Annotated in this window: 14 protein-coding genes and 1 tRNA gene; 7 read left to right on the forward strand and 8 right to left on the reverse strand. The window is 72.4% G+C overall.

Annotation, left to right across the window (positions count from 1 at the left end):
• The first annotated feature begins 225 nt into the window (after positions 1-225).
• Together ACFYW3_RS01285 and ACFYW3_RS01290 are read left to right on the forward strand one after the other, a co-directional pair.
• A complete protein-coding gene (locus tag ACFYW3_RS01285) occupies positions 226-2,286 on the forward strand; it encodes a phosphocholine-specific phospholipase C (RefSeq protein WP_389385178.1) in 2,061 nt (686 codons plus the stop codon).
• Between the two features lie 164 nt (positions 2,287-2,450).
• Positions 2,451-3,206 carry an alpha/beta fold hydrolase gene (locus ACFYW3_RS01290; RefSeq protein ID WP_389385179.1) on the forward strand — a complete coding sequence of 252 codons (756 nt, stop codon included), beginning with the start codon at positions 2,451-2,453 and terminating at the stop codon, positions 3,204-3,206.
• A gap of 86 nt (positions 3,207-3,292) precedes the next feature.
• On the opposite strand, the gene ACFYW3_RS01295 is transcribed toward ACFYW3_RS01290, so the two are convergent.
• Positions 3,293-3,365 (reverse strand) — tRNA-His (locus tag ACFYW3_RS01295).
• Positions 3,366-3,603: 238 nt separating this feature from the next.
• Between ACFYW3_RS01295 and ACFYW3_RS01300 the strand changes: the two genes are divergently transcribed.
• Positions 3,604-4,740 carry an aminopeptidase P family protein gene (locus ACFYW3_RS01300; RefSeq protein ID WP_389385180.1) on the forward strand — a complete coding sequence of 379 codons (1,137 nt, stop codon included), beginning with the start codon at positions 3,604-3,606 and terminating at the stop codon, positions 4,738-4,740.
• 28 nt (positions 4,741-4,768) lie between these two features.
• Here ACFYW3_RS01300 and treZ read toward each other — a convergent pair whose 3' ends face one another.
• On the reverse strand, positions 4,769-6,520 hold the full coding sequence (treZ, locus tag ACFYW3_RS01305; RefSeq protein WP_389385181.1) for a malto-oligosyltrehalose trehalohydrolase: 1,752 nt from the start codon (positions 6,518-6,520) through the stop codon (positions 4,769-4,771).
• Positions 6,521-6,630: 110 nt separating this feature from the next.
• Here treZ and ACFYW3_RS01310 point away from each other — a divergent pair, with 110 nt between their 5' ends.
• A complete protein-coding gene (locus ACFYW3_RS01310; protein WP_351373613.1) occupies positions 6,631-7,194 on the forward strand; it encodes a DUF1707 and FHA domain-containing protein in 564 nt (187 codons plus the stop codon).
• 50 nt (positions 7,195-7,244) lie between these two features.
• Here the strand turns inward: ACFYW3_RS01310 and ACFYW3_RS01315 are convergent, their stop codons facing one another.
• Together ACFYW3_RS01315 and ACFYW3_RS01320 are read right to left on the reverse strand one after the other, a co-directional pair.
• Positions 7,245-7,454, reverse strand: coding sequence for a DUF397 domain-containing protein (locus tag ACFYW3_RS01315; RefSeq protein WP_389385182.1), 210 nt, complete (start codon positions 7,452-7,454; stop codon positions 7,245-7,247).
• Positions 7,451-8,290, reverse strand: a complete 840-nt coding sequence (locus tag ACFYW3_RS01320; protein ID WP_389385183.1) for a Scr1 family TA system antitoxin-like transcriptional regulator — start codon at positions 8,288-8,290, stop codon at positions 7,451-7,453. The genes ACFYW3_RS01315 and ACFYW3_RS01320 overlap by 4 nt, the downstream gene beginning before the upstream one ends.
• Positions 8,291-8,392: 102 nt before the next feature.
• Between ACFYW3_RS01320 and ACFYW3_RS01325 the strand changes: the two genes are divergently transcribed.
• From ACFYW3_RS01325 to ACFYW3_RS01335, 3 genes are read left to right on the forward strand one after another with little or no spacing between them, the layout of a single operon-like run.
• Positions 8,393-8,602 (forward strand): hypothetical protein, encoded by a 210-nt coding sequence (locus ACFYW3_RS01325; protein ID WP_389385184.1) that lies wholly within the window; start codon positions 8,393-8,395, stop codon positions 8,600-8,602.
• On the forward strand, positions 8,599-8,727 hold the full coding sequence (locus tag ACFYW3_RS01330) for a hypothetical protein (RefSeq protein ID WP_389385185.1): 129 nt from the start codon (positions 8,599-8,601) through the stop codon (positions 8,725-8,727). Before ACFYW3_RS01325 ends, ACFYW3_RS01330 begins: the two co-directional genes overlap by 4 nt.
• Positions 8,724-9,155, forward strand: a complete 432-nt coding sequence (locus tag ACFYW3_RS01335) for a hypothetical protein (RefSeq protein ID WP_389385186.1) — start codon at positions 8,724-8,726, stop codon at positions 9,153-9,155. The genes ACFYW3_RS01330 and ACFYW3_RS01335 overlap by 4 nt, the downstream gene beginning before the upstream one ends.
• Positions 9,156-9,247: 92 nt before the next feature.
• Here ACFYW3_RS01335 and ACFYW3_RS01340 read toward each other — a convergent pair whose 3' ends face one another.
• The 4 genes from ACFYW3_RS01340 to treY all read right to left on the reverse strand — a co-directional run bounded on the left by ACFYW3_RS01340 (position 9,248) and on the right by treY (position 14,615).
• Entirely contained in the window at positions 9,248-9,757 is a 510-nt protein-coding gene (locus tag ACFYW3_RS01340) for a hypothetical protein (protein WP_389385187.1), read from the reverse strand.
• A gap of 278 nt (positions 9,758-10,035) precedes the next feature.
• Positions 10,036-11,307, reverse strand: coding sequence for a M14 family zinc carboxypeptidase (locus ACFYW3_RS01345; RefSeq protein ID WP_351753261.1), 1,272 nt, complete (start codon positions 11,305-11,307; stop codon positions 10,036-10,038).
• A gap of 113 nt (positions 11,308-11,420) precedes the next feature.
• A complete protein-coding gene (locus tag ACFYW3_RS01350; protein WP_389385188.1) occupies positions 11,421-12,149 on the reverse strand; it encodes a hypothetical protein in 729 nt (242 codons plus the stop codon).
• Positions 12,150-12,335: 186 nt separating this feature from the next.
• A complete protein-coding gene (treY, locus tag ACFYW3_RS01355; protein WP_389385189.1) occupies positions 12,336-14,615 on the reverse strand; it encodes a malto-oligosyltrehalose synthase in 2,280 nt (759 codons plus the stop codon).
• Positions 14,616-14,650: the final 35 nt, after the last annotated feature.

Genomic DNA, 14,650 nt, shown 5'->3' on the forward strand with positions numbered 1-14,650 from the left:
CCCGAGGGCATGCCAGAACTCGGTCCCCGCCATCAGTCCGCGTCCCCCCGTGCAGTGTGTGGAGGTCATTTCAGCAGATGTACGGCTGCTTCGGGAGCTTTCCGATGGCTTTCCGTTCGCCGGCTGTACGGCGCACGGTCAGACAGGGATCTCCGTCCGGTACCCCGGGACCGCTGTCCTTGGGGCGCCCCTCGCCTTCCCCTCACCCCCAGAGGACCTCACCCCATGGCTGAACTCAACCGTCGCAGGTTCCTGCAGATCGCGGGCGGTACGGCCGCCGCCACGATGCTGAACGAGAGCATCGCCCGCGCCGCCGCCATCCCGGCGCAGGGCGGCACCGGAACGATCCGGGACATCGAGCACATCGTCGTCCTCATGCAGGAGAACCGTTCCTTCGACCAGTACTTCGGTTCGATGAAGGGCGTCCGGGGCTTCGGCGACCCGCGCCCCGTCCTCCAGGACAACGGAAAGTCGGTCTTCCACCAGTCCAACGGGACGAAGGACATCCTCCCCTTCAACCCGCGGGTGGACGACCTGGGCATGCAGTTCGTCGAGGGCCTCAACCACGACTGGGCCGGCGGCCACGCGGCGTACAACAACGGCAAGTACGACAAGTGGGTCCCGGCCAAGACGGCCACGACCATGTCGTACATGACGCGGAACGACATCCCGTTTCACTACGCCCTCGCCGACGCGTTCACCGTCTGCGACGCCTACCACTGCTCCTTCATCGGAGCCACCGACCCGAACCGCTACTACCTGTGGTCGGGCCACACGGGCAACGACGGCACCGGCGGCGGACCGGTCCTCGGCAACCAGGAGGCCGGCTACGGTTGGAAGACCTACCCCGAGCGGCTGGAGGCGGCCGGGGTCTCCTGGAAGATCTACCAGGACGTCGGCGACGGCCTGAACGCCGCGGGCCACTGGGGCTGGATCGGCGACGCCTTCCGCGGCAACTACGGCGACAACTCGCTGCTGTACTTCAACTCCTACCGCAACGCCCAGCCCGGCAGCGCCCTGTACGAGAAGGCCCGCACCGGCACCGACGCCAAGGCCGGCGAAGGGTACTTCGACCGGCTGCGCGCCGACGTCGTGAACGGCACCCTGCCCCAGGTCTCCTGGATCGCCGCGCCCGAGGCCTTCAGCGAGCACCCGAACTGGCCGGTCAACTTCGGCGCCTGGTACATCTCGCAGGTCCTCGACGCGCTGACCGCGAACCCGGCGGTGTGGGCGAAGACGGCCTTCTTCATCACGTACGACGAGAACGACGGCTTCTTCGACCACGTGGTGCCCCCGTACCCGCCCGCCTCGGCCGCCTGGGGCCTGTCCACGGCGGACGTCACGAAGGACCTGTACGCGGGCGGCGGGGGCTACTCCGCCGGTCCCTACGGGCTGGGCCCCCGCGTCCCGATGATCGTCGTCTCCCCGTGGAGCAAGGGCGGCTACGTCTGCTCCGAGACCTTCGACCACACCTCGGTGATCCGCTTCATGGAGCAGCGCTTCGGAGTCCGCGAGCCCAACATCTCTCCGTGGCGCCGCGCCGTCTGCGGCGACCTGACCTCGGCCTTCGACTTCACCAAGGCGGACGCCTCCCCGGCGGCCCTGCCCCCCACGGCCGGCTACCTCCCGCCGGACCACGACGCCCACCCGTCCTACCACCCGGTGCCGCCGGCCACCGGCGCCCTGCCGAAGCAGGAGGCGGGCTCCAAGCCGACGCGCGCGCTGGGCTACCAGCCGTACGTGGACGGCAAGGCCACCGTCTCGACGGGCAAGTTCACCCTGACCTTCGCCTCCGGGCCCGCCCTGGGGGCCCACTTCCACAGCACCTCCGGCAACCGCACGGACGGGCCCTGGCCCTACACGGTCGAGGCGGGCAAGACCCTTTCGGACACCTGGAGCACCAGCGCCTCCACCGGGAACCAGGTCAACCTCACCGTCTGGGGTCCGAACGGCTTCCTGCGCACCTGGAAGGGTCCCGCGAAGAAGGCCGGCCCCGAGGTCACGGCCCGCCACGACGCGACCGCCGGCAACCTCGCGCTGACCCTCGCCAACGCGGGCACGGCCGCCGTGAACCTCACCGTGACCAACACCTACGGCGGCGCGCCGCAGACCTTCAAGGTCAACCCCGGCGCGACGGTGACCCACTCGGTCGACCTGCGGGCCACGGGCCGCTGGTACGACGTGAAGGTCGTCTCGGACGCCGACGCGGGCTTCCTGCGCCGCTTCGCGGGCCACGTCGAGACGGGAGCCCCGGGCGTCTCCGACCCGGCGATCAAGACCGTGTGACGCGGTCGCCCGCCGCGTGCGGCGGTCGCCGCCCCGGGACCGCAGGGTCTCGGGGCCGGTGGCCGCGCACCGTGCGGGATGTCGACCTCACGGTGTGATGGTAGGCCCGGTGGGCAGAACGTAGGGCGTCGACGTCCTCACGTTCCGTCACCGAGGGAGAACGCATGGCCATCGCCCACCGAAGGATCGGCACCGGACCCGTCCGCGTGATCGTGTTGCACGACTGGTTCGGCACGTCCGCCAACTGGGGTTCGGTACTGGACCACTTGGACCCGCGGGAGTTCAGCTACGCCTTCCTCGACTACCGCGGCTACGGCGACCGCCGCGACGTGGTCGGCCGGTACGACCTCGCCGAGATCGCCGAGGACGTCCTCGAACTGGCCGATCAGCTCGGTTGGGACACCTTCTCCCTCCTCGGTCACTCCATGGGCGGCAAGGCCGCCCAGCAGGTGCTGGTCCGGGCGCCCGAGCGGATCGAGAAGCTGATCGGCGTCAATCCGGTCCCCGCCGGCCCCTACCCGATGGACGACGCCACCCACGCGCTCTTCCACGGCGCCGCCGCGAACGAGGACAACCGGCGCGCCATCCTCGACCTCGTCACCGGCAACCGCGCGACCGGCCACTGGATCGACCGGATGGCCGCCCACTCGATGGCCGTCTCCCTGCCCGAGGCCTTCGCCGCCTACCTCGTGAGCTGGGAGTCCCTCGACCTGTCCGCGGCGGTCAAGGGCAACACCGTGCCGGTGCTGACCCTCGTCGGGGAGTACGACCCGGCACTGAGCGTCGAGGTGATGCGCGCCACCTGGCAGACCTGGTACCCGCACTGTCGGATCCAACCGCTCCCCGGCGCCGGCCACTACCCGCCGCACGAGACACCGGTGGCGTTCACCGCCGCGATCGAGGCCTTCCTGCGCGGCTGAGGCGGGGTGGTCGGCGGCCGTCTCCGACCCCGGAAACGCCCGTGAGGGGTACGAGGAAACCTCGTACCCCTCACGGGATCAAACAGGGTGAGTGACGGGACTTGAACCCGCGGCCACCTGGACCACAACCAGGTGCTCTACCAACTGAGCTACACCCACCACGAAGGGCGGCGGACCACCCGTTCGATGTGCAAGCACAGCATAGCCGATCAGCGGGGTGCCTCCGCGACGCCATATCCCGGCCCGCCGCCCGCCGCCCGCCGCCCGCCGCCCGCCGCCCGCCGCCCGCCGCCCGCCGCCCGCCGGCCGGCCACGCCCAGCCGGCCGGCCCCGCCCCGGCGGGATTCGTGCGGCGCGGCCCCTGCCGCCGTCGCGTGCCGCACGGCAGGATCCCGACATGGACCTCGACCCGCTCCTCGCCGACACCGAGCCCTTCACCGCCGCCGACTACGCCGCCCGGATGGCCGCCGCCGCGCGGGCCGCCGCCGAGGCGGGGCTGGCCGGGCTGCTGATCGCCCCCGGGCCCGACCTCACCCACCTCACCGGGTACCGGCCCGTCGACACCGAGCGGCTGACCCTGCTGGTGCTCGCCGCCGACCGGGAACCGGTGCTCGTCGTGCCCGCCCTGGAGGCCCCCGACGCCGCGAAGGCACCCGGCGCGGGAGCCCTGACCCTGCGCGACTGGGCCGACGGGAAGAACCCGTACGACGCCACCGCGCCGCTGCTCGACGCGACGGGCCGCTTCGGTGTGAGCGACAACACCTGGGCCCTGCACCTGCTCGGCCTCCAACGCGAGTTGCCCGGGACCGCGTACGCCCCGCTCACCGACGTCCTGCCGATGCTCCGCGCCGTCAAGGACCGGCGGGAACTGGCCCGGCTGGCGGCCGCCGGGGCCGCGGCGGACGCCGCGTACGCGCAGATCCTGCACGTCCCCTTCGCCGACCGCAGGGAGAGCGACGTGGCCGCCGACCTGGCCGCGCTGCTGCGCGTCCACGGCCACTCGCAGGTGGACTTCACCGTCGTCGGCTCCGGCCCGAACGGCGCCAACCCCCACCACGAGGCCGGCGACCGCGTCATCCGGCACGGGGACATGGTCGTCCTCGACTTCGGCGGCCTCCTGCACGGATACGGCTCCGACATCTCCCGCACCGTGCACGTCGGCGAGCCCACCGCCGAGGAGCGGCGGGTCCACGACGTCGTACGCGAGGCGCAGCGGGCGGGCGTGGAGGTGGTCCGGCCCGGGATCGCCTGCCAGGACGTGGACCGGGCGGCCCGCGCGGTGATCACCGAGTTCGGCTACGGGGACCGTTTCATCCACCGCACCGGCCACGGCATCGGCGTCACCACCCACGAGCCGCCCTACATGATCGAGGGCGAGGAGCAGCCGCTGCTGCCCGGCATGTGCTTCTCCGTCGAGCCGGGCATCTACCTGCCCGGCCGCTTCGGCGTCCGCATCGAGGACATCGTGACGGTGACCGACGACGGCGTCCGCCGCCTCAACAACGCCCCGCGCGAGATGGCGATCGTCGAGTAGCCGGCCGGCGCCGCCTCGACGACAGGGCCTACGGGCCCAGCACCACCGCCGACTCGCCCGGCACGTGGATCCGGCCGTCGGGGCCCGGGTGGTCGACGGGCTCCCAGGCGGCCAGCACCCGCACCCCGTTGCGGCCCAGCGCGATGGTCACCGGCTCCCGCGAGAGGTTCACCGCCACCCGGACCTCGCCGCGCCGGAACGTCACCCAGCGGCGCTCCTCGTCGTGGGCGACCCGCACCGCCGCGAGGTCCGGGTCACGCAGGTCCGGATGGGTGCGGCGCAGTGCGATCAGGGTCCGGTACCAGTCCAACAGGCGTGCGTGCGCCGGCTGTTCGGGCTCGTCCCAGTTCAGGCAGGACCGGTCGCGGGTCGCCGGGTCCTGCGGGTCCGGGATCTCCTCCGCCTTCCAGCCGTGCGCCGCGAACTCCCGCCGCCGGCCCGTCCGCACGGCCTCCGCGAGCTCCGGGTCGGGATGGTCGGTGAAGTACTGCCACGGCGTGCCCGCGCCCCACTCCTCGCCCATGAACAGCATCGGGACGAAGGGACCGGTCAGCGCGATCGTCGCGGCGCAGGCCAGCAGGCCCGGGGACAGGGAGGCCGACAGCCGGTCGCCCAGCGCCCGGTTGCCGATCTGGTCGTGGGTCTGGGTGTAGCCCAGGAAACGATGCGCCGGCGTGCGACGGCGGTCCACGGGCCGGCCGTGCGTGCGGCCCCGGAAGGAGGACCACGTGCCGTCGTGGAAGAAGGCCCGCGTCAGGGTCTTGGCGAGGGCGCCGATCGGGGCCTCCGCGAAGTCGGCGTAGTACCCCTGGGACTCGCCGGTCAGCGTGCAGTGCAGGGCGTGGTGGAAGTCGTCGTTCCACTGGGCGTGCAGTCCCAGGCCGCCGACGGACCGCGCGGTCGTGACGCGCGGGTCGCACTGGTCGGTCTCGGCGATCAGGAACAGCGGCCGGGCGGTCTCCGCCGCCAGTTCGTCCACCGCCGCCGCCAGCTCCTCCAGGAAGGTGAGGGCCCGCCCGTCGGCCAGCGCGTGCACGGCGTCGAGGCGCAGGCCGTCGATCCGGTAGTCCCGCAGCCAGGCCAGGGCACTGCCGATGAAGTACGCGCGGACCTCGTCGGAACCGGGCGCGTCCAGGTTCACCGCCGCGCCCCAGGGCGTGTGGTGGGACTCCGTGAAGTACGGGCCGAAGACGGGGAGGTGGTTCCCGGAGGGCCCGAGGTGGTTGTGGACCACGTCCAGCACCACGCCCAGCCCGGCGGTGTGCGCCGCGTCCACGAACCGGGCCAGGCCCGCCGGGCCGCCGTACGGCTCGTGCACCGCCCAGGGGGCCACGCCGTCGTATCCCCAGCCGTGCCGGCCCGGGAAAGGGCACACCGGCATCAGCTCGACGTGCGTGACACCGAGCCCCACCAGGTACGGCAGGCGGGCCGCGGCGGCGTCGAAGGTGCCCTCCGGGGTGAACGTCCCGACGTGCAGTTCGTACAGGACCGCGTCCTGGAGCGTGACGCGGGGCGCGGGCGCGCCCGGGTGCAGCGTGGCGACGTCGACCACCGCGCTGTGGCCGTCCGGCCCGTGGGGCAGCCGGCGCCCGCGCGGGTCCGGGCGCACCACCGGATCGTCACCCAGCAGGAACCCGTACTCGTCCCCGTCGGCGGCCGGCGCGTCGACCACCCACCAGCCGTCCCGGCCCGTTTCCGGGTCGGGTGTCATCTCGTAGGCGGTGTCGTTCAGTCGCATGGCGACCCGACCTGTCAGCGGTGCCCACACCTCGAACTGCACGGACGGTCCCCTCGTCTCCGGCGGTACCCAGCCTGCGTCTTGCGCCCATCATCCCGGCCCCGGCGGGGGAGTTCTGGACACTTCGTCCCCGACGGGCCGACAATCACCCTGTGACGTCGAGTTTCGAGTACCCCGGCTTCCCCGCGCCCCGCCTCTCCGACGCCGAGCGCGACCAGGCGCTGGGCCGGCTCAGAGAGGGCGCGGCCCTGGGAAAGCTGTCCCACGACACCTTCCTGCGGCGCATGGAGCTGGCCCTGGTGGCCCGCCGCGCCGAGGACCTCGCGGTGCTCACCGCCGACCTCCAGAGCCGGCGTGCCACCGAAAGCCCCTGGACCCGTCGGCTGTTCGGCTGGGTGGGCCGGGCCTCGGCCGTGAGCGTCGGCGTCCGCAAGGCCTGGCACGCCGAGCGGCTGCCCAAGCTGCTGCTGCCGCATCCGAGCGCCCTGCCCCTCGCGATCGGACGCGACCCCGGCAACGGTCTGCGACTCACTCACGAGACGGTGTCCCGGGCGCACGCCGAGCTGAGCCTGCGCGACGGCCTGTGGGTGCTCAAGGACCTCGGCTCCGCCAACGGCACCACCGTCAACGGCCGCCGGGTGACGGGCTCGGCCGTGGTCCGGGAGGGCGACGAGATCGGCTTCGGCCGGATGACGTTCCGCCTCTCCCTGGACTGAGCGGCGGCGGGGGTGGAGTGGCGGGGGCCGGGGTAGCGTGCGAGCCACGGTCAGGCCGGAGTCGACCCGTCGGACTTGACCCCGATCACGAATGAAGCAAACGCATCCGCAGAGATGCTGAGGACCGGACCACCGGGGTTCTTGGAGTCCCGTACGGGAACCGTCCCGCGCGAGGCGACAAGGTTGACTGCGACCTGGACGCAGTCACCACCATTCGCGCTGTAAGAGGACGTGAACCAGCAGGGGGATTCGGTCGTCACGGTGAACCCTTTCGAAGCTCTTCGATCATGGCTACGGATGCCGCCTGGGGCAGTGATTCGGCCTGTAGGTGATGGTAGCCCGCGAGCAAAGGCAGAACGGCTGTGCTCTCGCGGTCTACGTGCCCCTGCGCATGTGTTTCGGCGTACGCGACGAGCGAGCGGTCCGCCAGCGTCAACAGGTTCACTGGCAAATGGAACGGCCGTCGCTCGCCCATGGCGAAGGGTGCCACCTGTACGACGGTGTTGGGCAGAGCGGCGAACTCGGTCAACTTTGCCAGTTGTGCGTTCATGACTGCCGAGCCGCCGACGGAACGCAGGATGCAGCTTTCATCCATCACCACGAGCACCATGGGAGGGCGATCCCTTCCCAATGCCGTCTGCCTCTGCGCGAGGAAGGAAACGCGTTCCTCGGCTTGTTCAGGTGTGATGGAGCCGCGTTGTATGTCGCTCCGTGCGAGCGCCATGGCGTAGCCGGGTGTCTGAAGCAAGCCGGGGACGATCCCGATCTGAAACAGTCTGATCTCTACCGCCCGCCTCTCGTACTCGGCGTACTCCGGAAAGCCTTCGAGCAGTACACCGTGCCGGATCTCGCGCCACTCGCGTTCGAAGGAACCACTGCTCCCCGCAGTACCGAAAACAGCATCAGCTTTGCGTGAGAACGGAAGGGTCGGCGGTTTGCGGTCAGTTTCGACAGCGGAAATGTGCTGACTGGAATATGCCATCCGGCTGGCCAAGTCTTCCTGACTCCAGCCGCGATCCTCGCGTGCACTGCGCACCCGAGCCCCGAAGGCTGCGGAGGGCCGACTTTCGGGGCGCAACTCCTTGCGGTTGACCATGCCTTTCCAACCCTTCCTTCGTTGCTGACTACTTGAAGGGTTCCCGACTCTAGGCCACGCTGAAGCCTCTTGGTAGTGGAACGACTACAGAGAGGAGTCGCGGTGCCCGAGAACGTGGAGCCGGTGTCGCCGGAACGGCATCAGCGGGCCCTGGTGACCATGGGGGACGCGTTGGCGGAGCTGGCTGCCGCCATCGAGCGCGACGAACCGCGGCCGGACTGGGGGGACATGCCCCTCATCCATTGCTGCCCGGAAGCGCTCGCCCTGGCCACCGCCGTGATGCAGAGGCGTGCGAGGGAGCGCGACCGGTGACCGACGACAACGAGCACCGGGACCACGTGCGAAGGACCAGGAGAGGCGCGCTCGCCGTCACACTCGGGGCCGTCGCCTGGATCGCCGTCGTGGCGTGCATCGTCGCCCGGGGGTGGAGCGCGTGACGCCCGGGCGGTACGTCTGCGGCGCGCGAATCCGGGTGAGCGTTCCGGGGCTGCTGATGCTCCTGCTTCGGGCCGGCGTCGACGGCGACACCGTCCGGGACGTGGCATCACACGGCGGTGATCTGCGGTGCGCATTGGAGACGCATGACGGCTCCCATGCCGAGATCCTGTGCGAGAACGACGAAGAGGGGTCGGCCCTCTGGGCGCGGTGGACGGATCAGGGCCCGCTCGACGAACTGATGTGGCTGCCGGACTGCCCGGTCGGTGATGCCGGTCCCGGCGGGACCGGTGACGGGTGTTGCCAGTTCCTCGGCCACCAGGGGGGCCACACCTGGGAAGTCACCGACCCGGAGCTGGAGAGGTGTCGGGCGGTCATGTCCAGGCTCGACGTGCTGACGTTCGGCGACGCCTGGCCACTCGTCCCCTGACCGGGCCCGGTCCGCGGGCCGACACGGCCCGCCCGGCCGTCGGGTGTGCTTCTTTCTCGGGGTGTGAAGGGGTGGGAGACGTCAGGCCGGGGCTACGCCCGTCCCCGGTGTCGCTTCGCGTACGACCAGGTCACCGCGGTCATCAGGACCGGGATGGCGAACAGTGGGGCGAAGGCGAAGGCCCACACGATCTGTGCCGTGTCACTCGACATGTACGTCTGGCTCTCGACGGTGAACGCGACCACGAGTTGCCACAGCGCCACCAGGACCAGGACCGCCGAGGCGGTCCAGGCCACGGCTCTCATGGCCCTGGGGCGCAGCGGCCGCCACCGGTCGCTGACGAGTAACAGCGGCAACAAGGCGGCCAGTTCGGTGAGGACGGACAGGCCGACGACGTACGCGATGCCCCAGCCCGGTATGTCGAAGACGTCGCGCAGTACCTGTTCGCTGTAGCCCACGTGGACGCCGGACGCCATGGCGATGCGCCACAGGCCGGACGGGACCGCGCACAGGGCGATGGCGTGGGCGGCGCGACGAGCCCAAACCGGGGCGGGAGCGGCGGCGGGCAAGTGGGGAGCGGGTGCTGTGTTCATGACGTACATGCTGGTCCTGGACACGCCGGCCGCGCGTCAACCGCCACGGCGGGTCATGTCCCCCCGGCGGAGGACGGCGCGCCCGCCGGGGGAGACCTGGGGAGGACTCCATCGTCGGACGGGCCGGGTCGGTGGCGTGGGTGAACGGGGTTCGTTTCGGCGGGAGTTCGGCGCTCACCATGTCACGAGCGTCCTTCCGGCCGGCCGGTGGGTGAGCCCGAGGACGTTGCGAACGTGACCCTCGGGCCCGTGCCGGGGGAACCGGGCGAGCGGCCCGGTGTGGCCCGCTACCGGTTGACCGCCGTGAGCCGTTCGTAGGTGGCCAGCACCGTGCGGGCCTGGTGTTCCACCTGCGTGGCCACCGGGATCCAGCGCGCCTGGAAACGGGCCGCGAACTCCTCGCACCACCCCGTCACCAGGCGGTCCAGACCCTGCGCCGCCGGATGCCCCTGCGCCCGCAGCACGCGCAGCAGCATCGCGGCTGCGCGCAGCGACAGCCGCCGCCCGAACGCGTCGATGCTGCCGATGTGCGCCGTGGTGGCCTCGGCGGGGGCCCCGGGGCCGGTCCACTCGACGGTGATCCGGGGGATCAGGGCGAGTGTCCAGTCCACCGCCCTCAGCAGCGGCGCGGCGTCCGGGTCCGCCGTGTACACCCCCTCGCGTACGGCGGCCACCCGGTCGGCGTCCCCGCTGAGCCGCCCGGCCAGCATGCGCAGCGCGCGCCGCGGGTCAGGGTGCGGGGCCGGGTCGTCCACCAGGTCGGAGGCCCACATGGGCACCTCGACGATCGCGGTGGTACCCGCGTACCGGTGGGCGTGGTACCAGGTGCTGAGCCGGGTGTCCTCAGGGTGGAAGGCTCCGGCCGCCTCGGTGCCCGGTTCGGGCATCACGAAGATGCCGGGCCCGGGGGAGGGCCACCCGGTGGCGTCGGAGGCGCCCGTCTCCACCGGGATCCGCAGTTCGGCCGCCGACTTGGTGAAGGGCTCCGAGAGCCCGGGTATGTCCTGCGTGAGCTGGACCCAGGAGCCGCCCAGGTCGGTGCCGTGCAGGGAGATCTGGAGTACGGGGCGCAGTTCGTCGATGAGCGCGGTCAGGGCCAGGGTCTCGGGCGGCAGTCGGTCCGGGGGCAGTAAGGACGGTGCCCACTCGGGCTGTTCGGGCCCGGGGGGTCGGAAGAAGTTCCGGTGGTAGTCGAGGAGGGAGTACGGGCGGGGAGTGAGGTGCAGGGCCGCCCCGTCGGGGTCCGCGCAGAGCAGGAAGTGCCAGCCGCAACCGGCCCGGGGGGCGAGGTCGCGGATGACGCGCCGGGCCAGGGAGAGGGCCGTCGGGCCGCCGACGGGTTCGTTGGCGTGCGCCCCGGCGACGACGAGGACGTTGCGGCCCGGCGCGCCCGCCCCGTCGGGCTCCCCGCCGACGGACAGCAGCCACAGCGGCCGGCCGGCCCGGGAGGCGCCGACCTGGCGCAGCCGCACCAGGGCCGGATGCTCGTCCGCCAGGGCGCGTGCGGCCAGGGCGAGTTCGTGCGGAGTGGGGTAGCACATGTCTCGTAGGAGGGTCACATGTCATGCCATGCCCGCCGCGCACGCCCCCTACTGCTCCGGGCGCCCCGCACTTCCCCGAATCCCGAGGAAAACCCCTGGCCAACGCCTCGTCCCCGGGCTCCCCGTGGCGGTCAGTCCATTCCGACCAGACAGTAGACGTACTCGTTGAGGGGGATCCCGTTGCGGGTGTAGCTGTACGAGAAGGCGTACTCCGTCTTCGGGTTGTCGTTGCAACGGTCCAGGTCGGAGGTCAACGGGATGCTCTCGATCACCCGGTAGTGCGCGTCGGACGCCGAGCAGGGGACCTCCCGGACCCCGGTGACCCGTTGGGCGGTCGTCGAGTCCGGCAGCGTCCCGTTGAGGCAGGTGCCCCGGTCGAAGGGGCTCGGGGCGGCCTCGGACGGCGACGGCGTGGGGTCGGGCACGGACACGCCGGTCGACGTGGTCGGCGTGGGGAGGACCACGGGGGGCGGGGCCGGCGCGGGGGACCAGACGCCGGCCGTGGGCGTGGCGATGGGCGTGGTGGTGGGTGTCGGGGTGGCCACGCCCTTGTCGTCGTCCCCGCTGTTCAGCAGGACCACGCCGACCACCACGGCGGCGAGGAGCCCGACCGCCACCAGGCACCCCTTCGCGCCCGACTTGCCCGAGGCCGCGGGTTGCCCCGGGGCCGCGCCTGCGACCTGGCCCACCCGTATGCGCAGCAGTACGTCGGTGTCGCCGACGCGGGCCCGGACGAGTTGGCCGTCCGTGCAGGAGGGGATCCGCAGGCGGGCGGGCCCCGACGCAAGGGCCACCGTGAGGATCACGCCGTGGGCGGCCTGCTGCGGGGTGATCGTGAGGGGGATCTCCTGAGGCGACACCGGCTGCTCCCAGAGTGGTGGTGGTGCGGACGCCGTCTGACGGACCCGTGAGATTCTGCCCACCCCGCGCGCGGTGACGCAGGCATTCCGGCTGAAGTCCCCCCGAACGTACGTCCGTTGACCCGCTCCGAGATGGCCGCCACCCCTCCCCTCCCGGGCTCGCCCCCGGGAGGGGAGGGGGCCGCGCTACCCGGCCGACTCCGACCGGAGCAGCACCACCGCCGGGCGGTCCGCCAGCAGCACCGACAAGGCGACCTCGCCCTCGTGCGCGTCCCCGTACGGGAGGGACGTCCAGCGCCCCGCCGGCAGGGTCAGCGCGGTGTCGCGCCAGCCGCCCGCGCCCGCGAGCCGGTGCGAGAGCCGGGTGGCCACCGCGATCAGGCCGGTCGAGCGGGCGAAGGCAACGCAGTGGTCCGCGGCCGGGCCCCGCGCGGCCAACGGCGCGTACCCGGTGAACAGGTCGGGTCGGGAACGCCGCAGCCGCAGCAGTGTGCTGGTCAGGGCCAGCTTCTCCTGCGCCACGCCCCGCGGGGTCCCGCCCGCGTCGAGCAGGGCCGCGGCCTCGTACGGGTGGACGGCGGGACGCCGGTTGTCGGGGTCGACCAGGGCCCGGTACTCGCTCTCCTCGCCCTGGTACACCTCCGGGACCCCGGGCATCGTCAGGTGGAGCAGGGTCATCCCGAGGAGGTTGGCCCGGGCGGCCTCCCGCAGTTGCGGCGGGAGGTCCGGGGGGAGCGCGCCGGGGCGGGACGCCGCCTCGGTGATGCCCGCCTCGTACCTCTCGTCGGGTTCCGTCCAACTGGTGTGCAGCCCGGCCTCGCGGGCCGCCTTCAGCAGGGCCGCCGACAGTCGGGGCCCGCGTTCGGGGACCTCCCCGAGGCCCAGGGCCGTCTGCCGCGCCACCCACGCGGCCCGGGGGTCCGGGCCCCCGTCTCCCGGTCCGGCCATCTGCCCCGGAGCCTGCGAGAGGGTCGAGATCCGCGCCCGGACGTCCGCGCTCCGCTTGGTGTCGTGGGTGGACAGCACCGTGCCCGAGGCGGGCCAGTCCCGTTCCAGGTCGGCGCAGTACGCGTGGAACCCGGCCACGGACACCGCCGGTCGGCCGGGTTCCCCGCCGACCTCCGTGGCCGACAGCAACGGGGCCCAGCGGTAGAAGGCCCGGTCCTCCAGCGACTTCGCGCGCAGGGCGGCCGAGGTCTGGGCGAAGCGGGCGGCGAAGGCGGGGTCCCGCGCCACCAGGTCCCGTACGCCGGCCACCGCGTGGGCCCCGACCCGGGAAGCGGCCCGCTCCAGTGCCCGCGGCGGCATGTCCGGCTCGCCGGGGTACGGCCGGTACACCGGATACTCGATCAGCAACTCCCGTACCGCCGAGGCCAGATCGGCGCCGGCGAGCCGCTGGAGCGTCGCCAGCTCGGCCGCCAGATCGCCGGTCAACACCTCCCGGGTCGCCGCCGCCGCGGTCTCCTCCCAGGAGGGCGCCCCGGTCGACGCCCGGTACAGGCGCGCCAGTTCGTCGACCCCGGCCGGATCGGTGAACACCCCGTCCACCCGGTGCAGCGCGTCGTAGCCCGTGGTCCCGGCGACCGGCCAGTCGGCGGGCAGCCGCTCCCGGGGCGCGAGGATCTTCTCCACCACGATCCAGCACTCCTCGCCCACCTCCGCGCGCAGCCGCAGCAGGTACTCCCGCGGATCCGCGAGCCCGTCCACGTGATCGATCCGCAGGCCGGACACCACCCCGTCGCGGACCAGCTCCAGCACTTTGACGTGGGTGGCCGCGAAGACCTCCGGGTCCTCCACCCGCACCCCGATCAGATCCGAAATGGTGAAGAAACGGCGGTAGTTCAGTGCGGTCCGGGCCTCGCGCCAGCACGCCGGCCGGTACCACTGCGCGGCCAGGAGCTCCGCCGTCGGCAGTGCGGCCGTTCCCTCCCGCAGCGGGAACTCGTGCTCCCCGCAGCGCAGCACCCCGCCGACGACCTTCACCTCGCCCGGGTCGAGCGGTTCGGCGAGCACCGGCAGCAGCACCTGCCCGCCGCCCGCCTCCCAGTCGATGTCGAACCAGGCCGCGTACGAGGACTGCGGCCCCTCCCGCAGCACCTCCCACAGCGGCCGGTTCAGCCGCAGCGGCGACGGCACCGCCATGTGGTTCGGCACGATGTCGAGCACCACGCCCAGCCCGTGTTCCCGCGCGGTCGCGGCGAGCGCCCGCAGCCCCCGCTCCCCGCCGAGCTCGCCCCGCACCCGGGTGTGGTCGGTGACGTCGTACCCGTGCGTGGAACCGGGCACGGCCTCCAGCACCGGAGACAGGTGCAGGTGGGACACGCCCAGCGAGGCGAGGTACGGAACCACCTCCCCGGCCGCCGCGAACGGGAACTCGGGACACAGCTGGAGACGGTAGGTGGACGCCGGAGCGACGGATGTCGGAACATCGGTTTCCGCTTGGCTGCTCAAGTACTCCTGGGTCATGAGAACGTACGTACCCAGCCTGCGGGATTCCGTGC

This window comes from Streptomyces sp. NPDC002602 (assembly GCF_042889445.1).
Classification (GTDB): domain Bacteria; phylum Actinomycetota; class Actinomycetes; order Streptomycetales; family Streptomycetaceae; genus Streptomyces.

Bases quoted from the DNA above. Each gene is read 5' to 3' on its own strand.
- ACFYW3_RS01285 (WP_389385178.1), top strand. From the start codon at position 226: ATGGCTGAACTCAACCGTCGCAGGTTCCTGCAGATCGCGGGCGGTACG.
- ACFYW3_RS01290 (WP_389385179.1), top strand. From the start codon at position 2,451: ATGGCCATCGCCCACCGAAGGATCGGCACCGGACCCGTCCGCGTGATC.
- ACFYW3_RS01300 (WP_389385180.1), top strand. From the start codon at position 3,604: ATGGACCTCGACCCGCTCCTCGCCGACACCGAGCCCTTCACCGCCGCC.
- ACFYW3_RS01320 (WP_389385183.1), bottom strand. From the start codon at position 8,290: ATGGTCAACCGCAAGGAGTTGCGCCCCGAAAGTCGGCCCTCCGCAGCC.
- ACFYW3_RS01340 (WP_389385187.1), bottom strand. From the start codon at position 9,757: ATGTACGTCATGAACACAGCACCCGCTCCCCACTTGCCCGCCGCCGCT.
- treY (WP_389385189.1), bottom strand. From the start codon at position 14,615: ATGACCCAGGAGTACTTGAGCAGCCAAGCGGAAACCGATGTTCCGACA.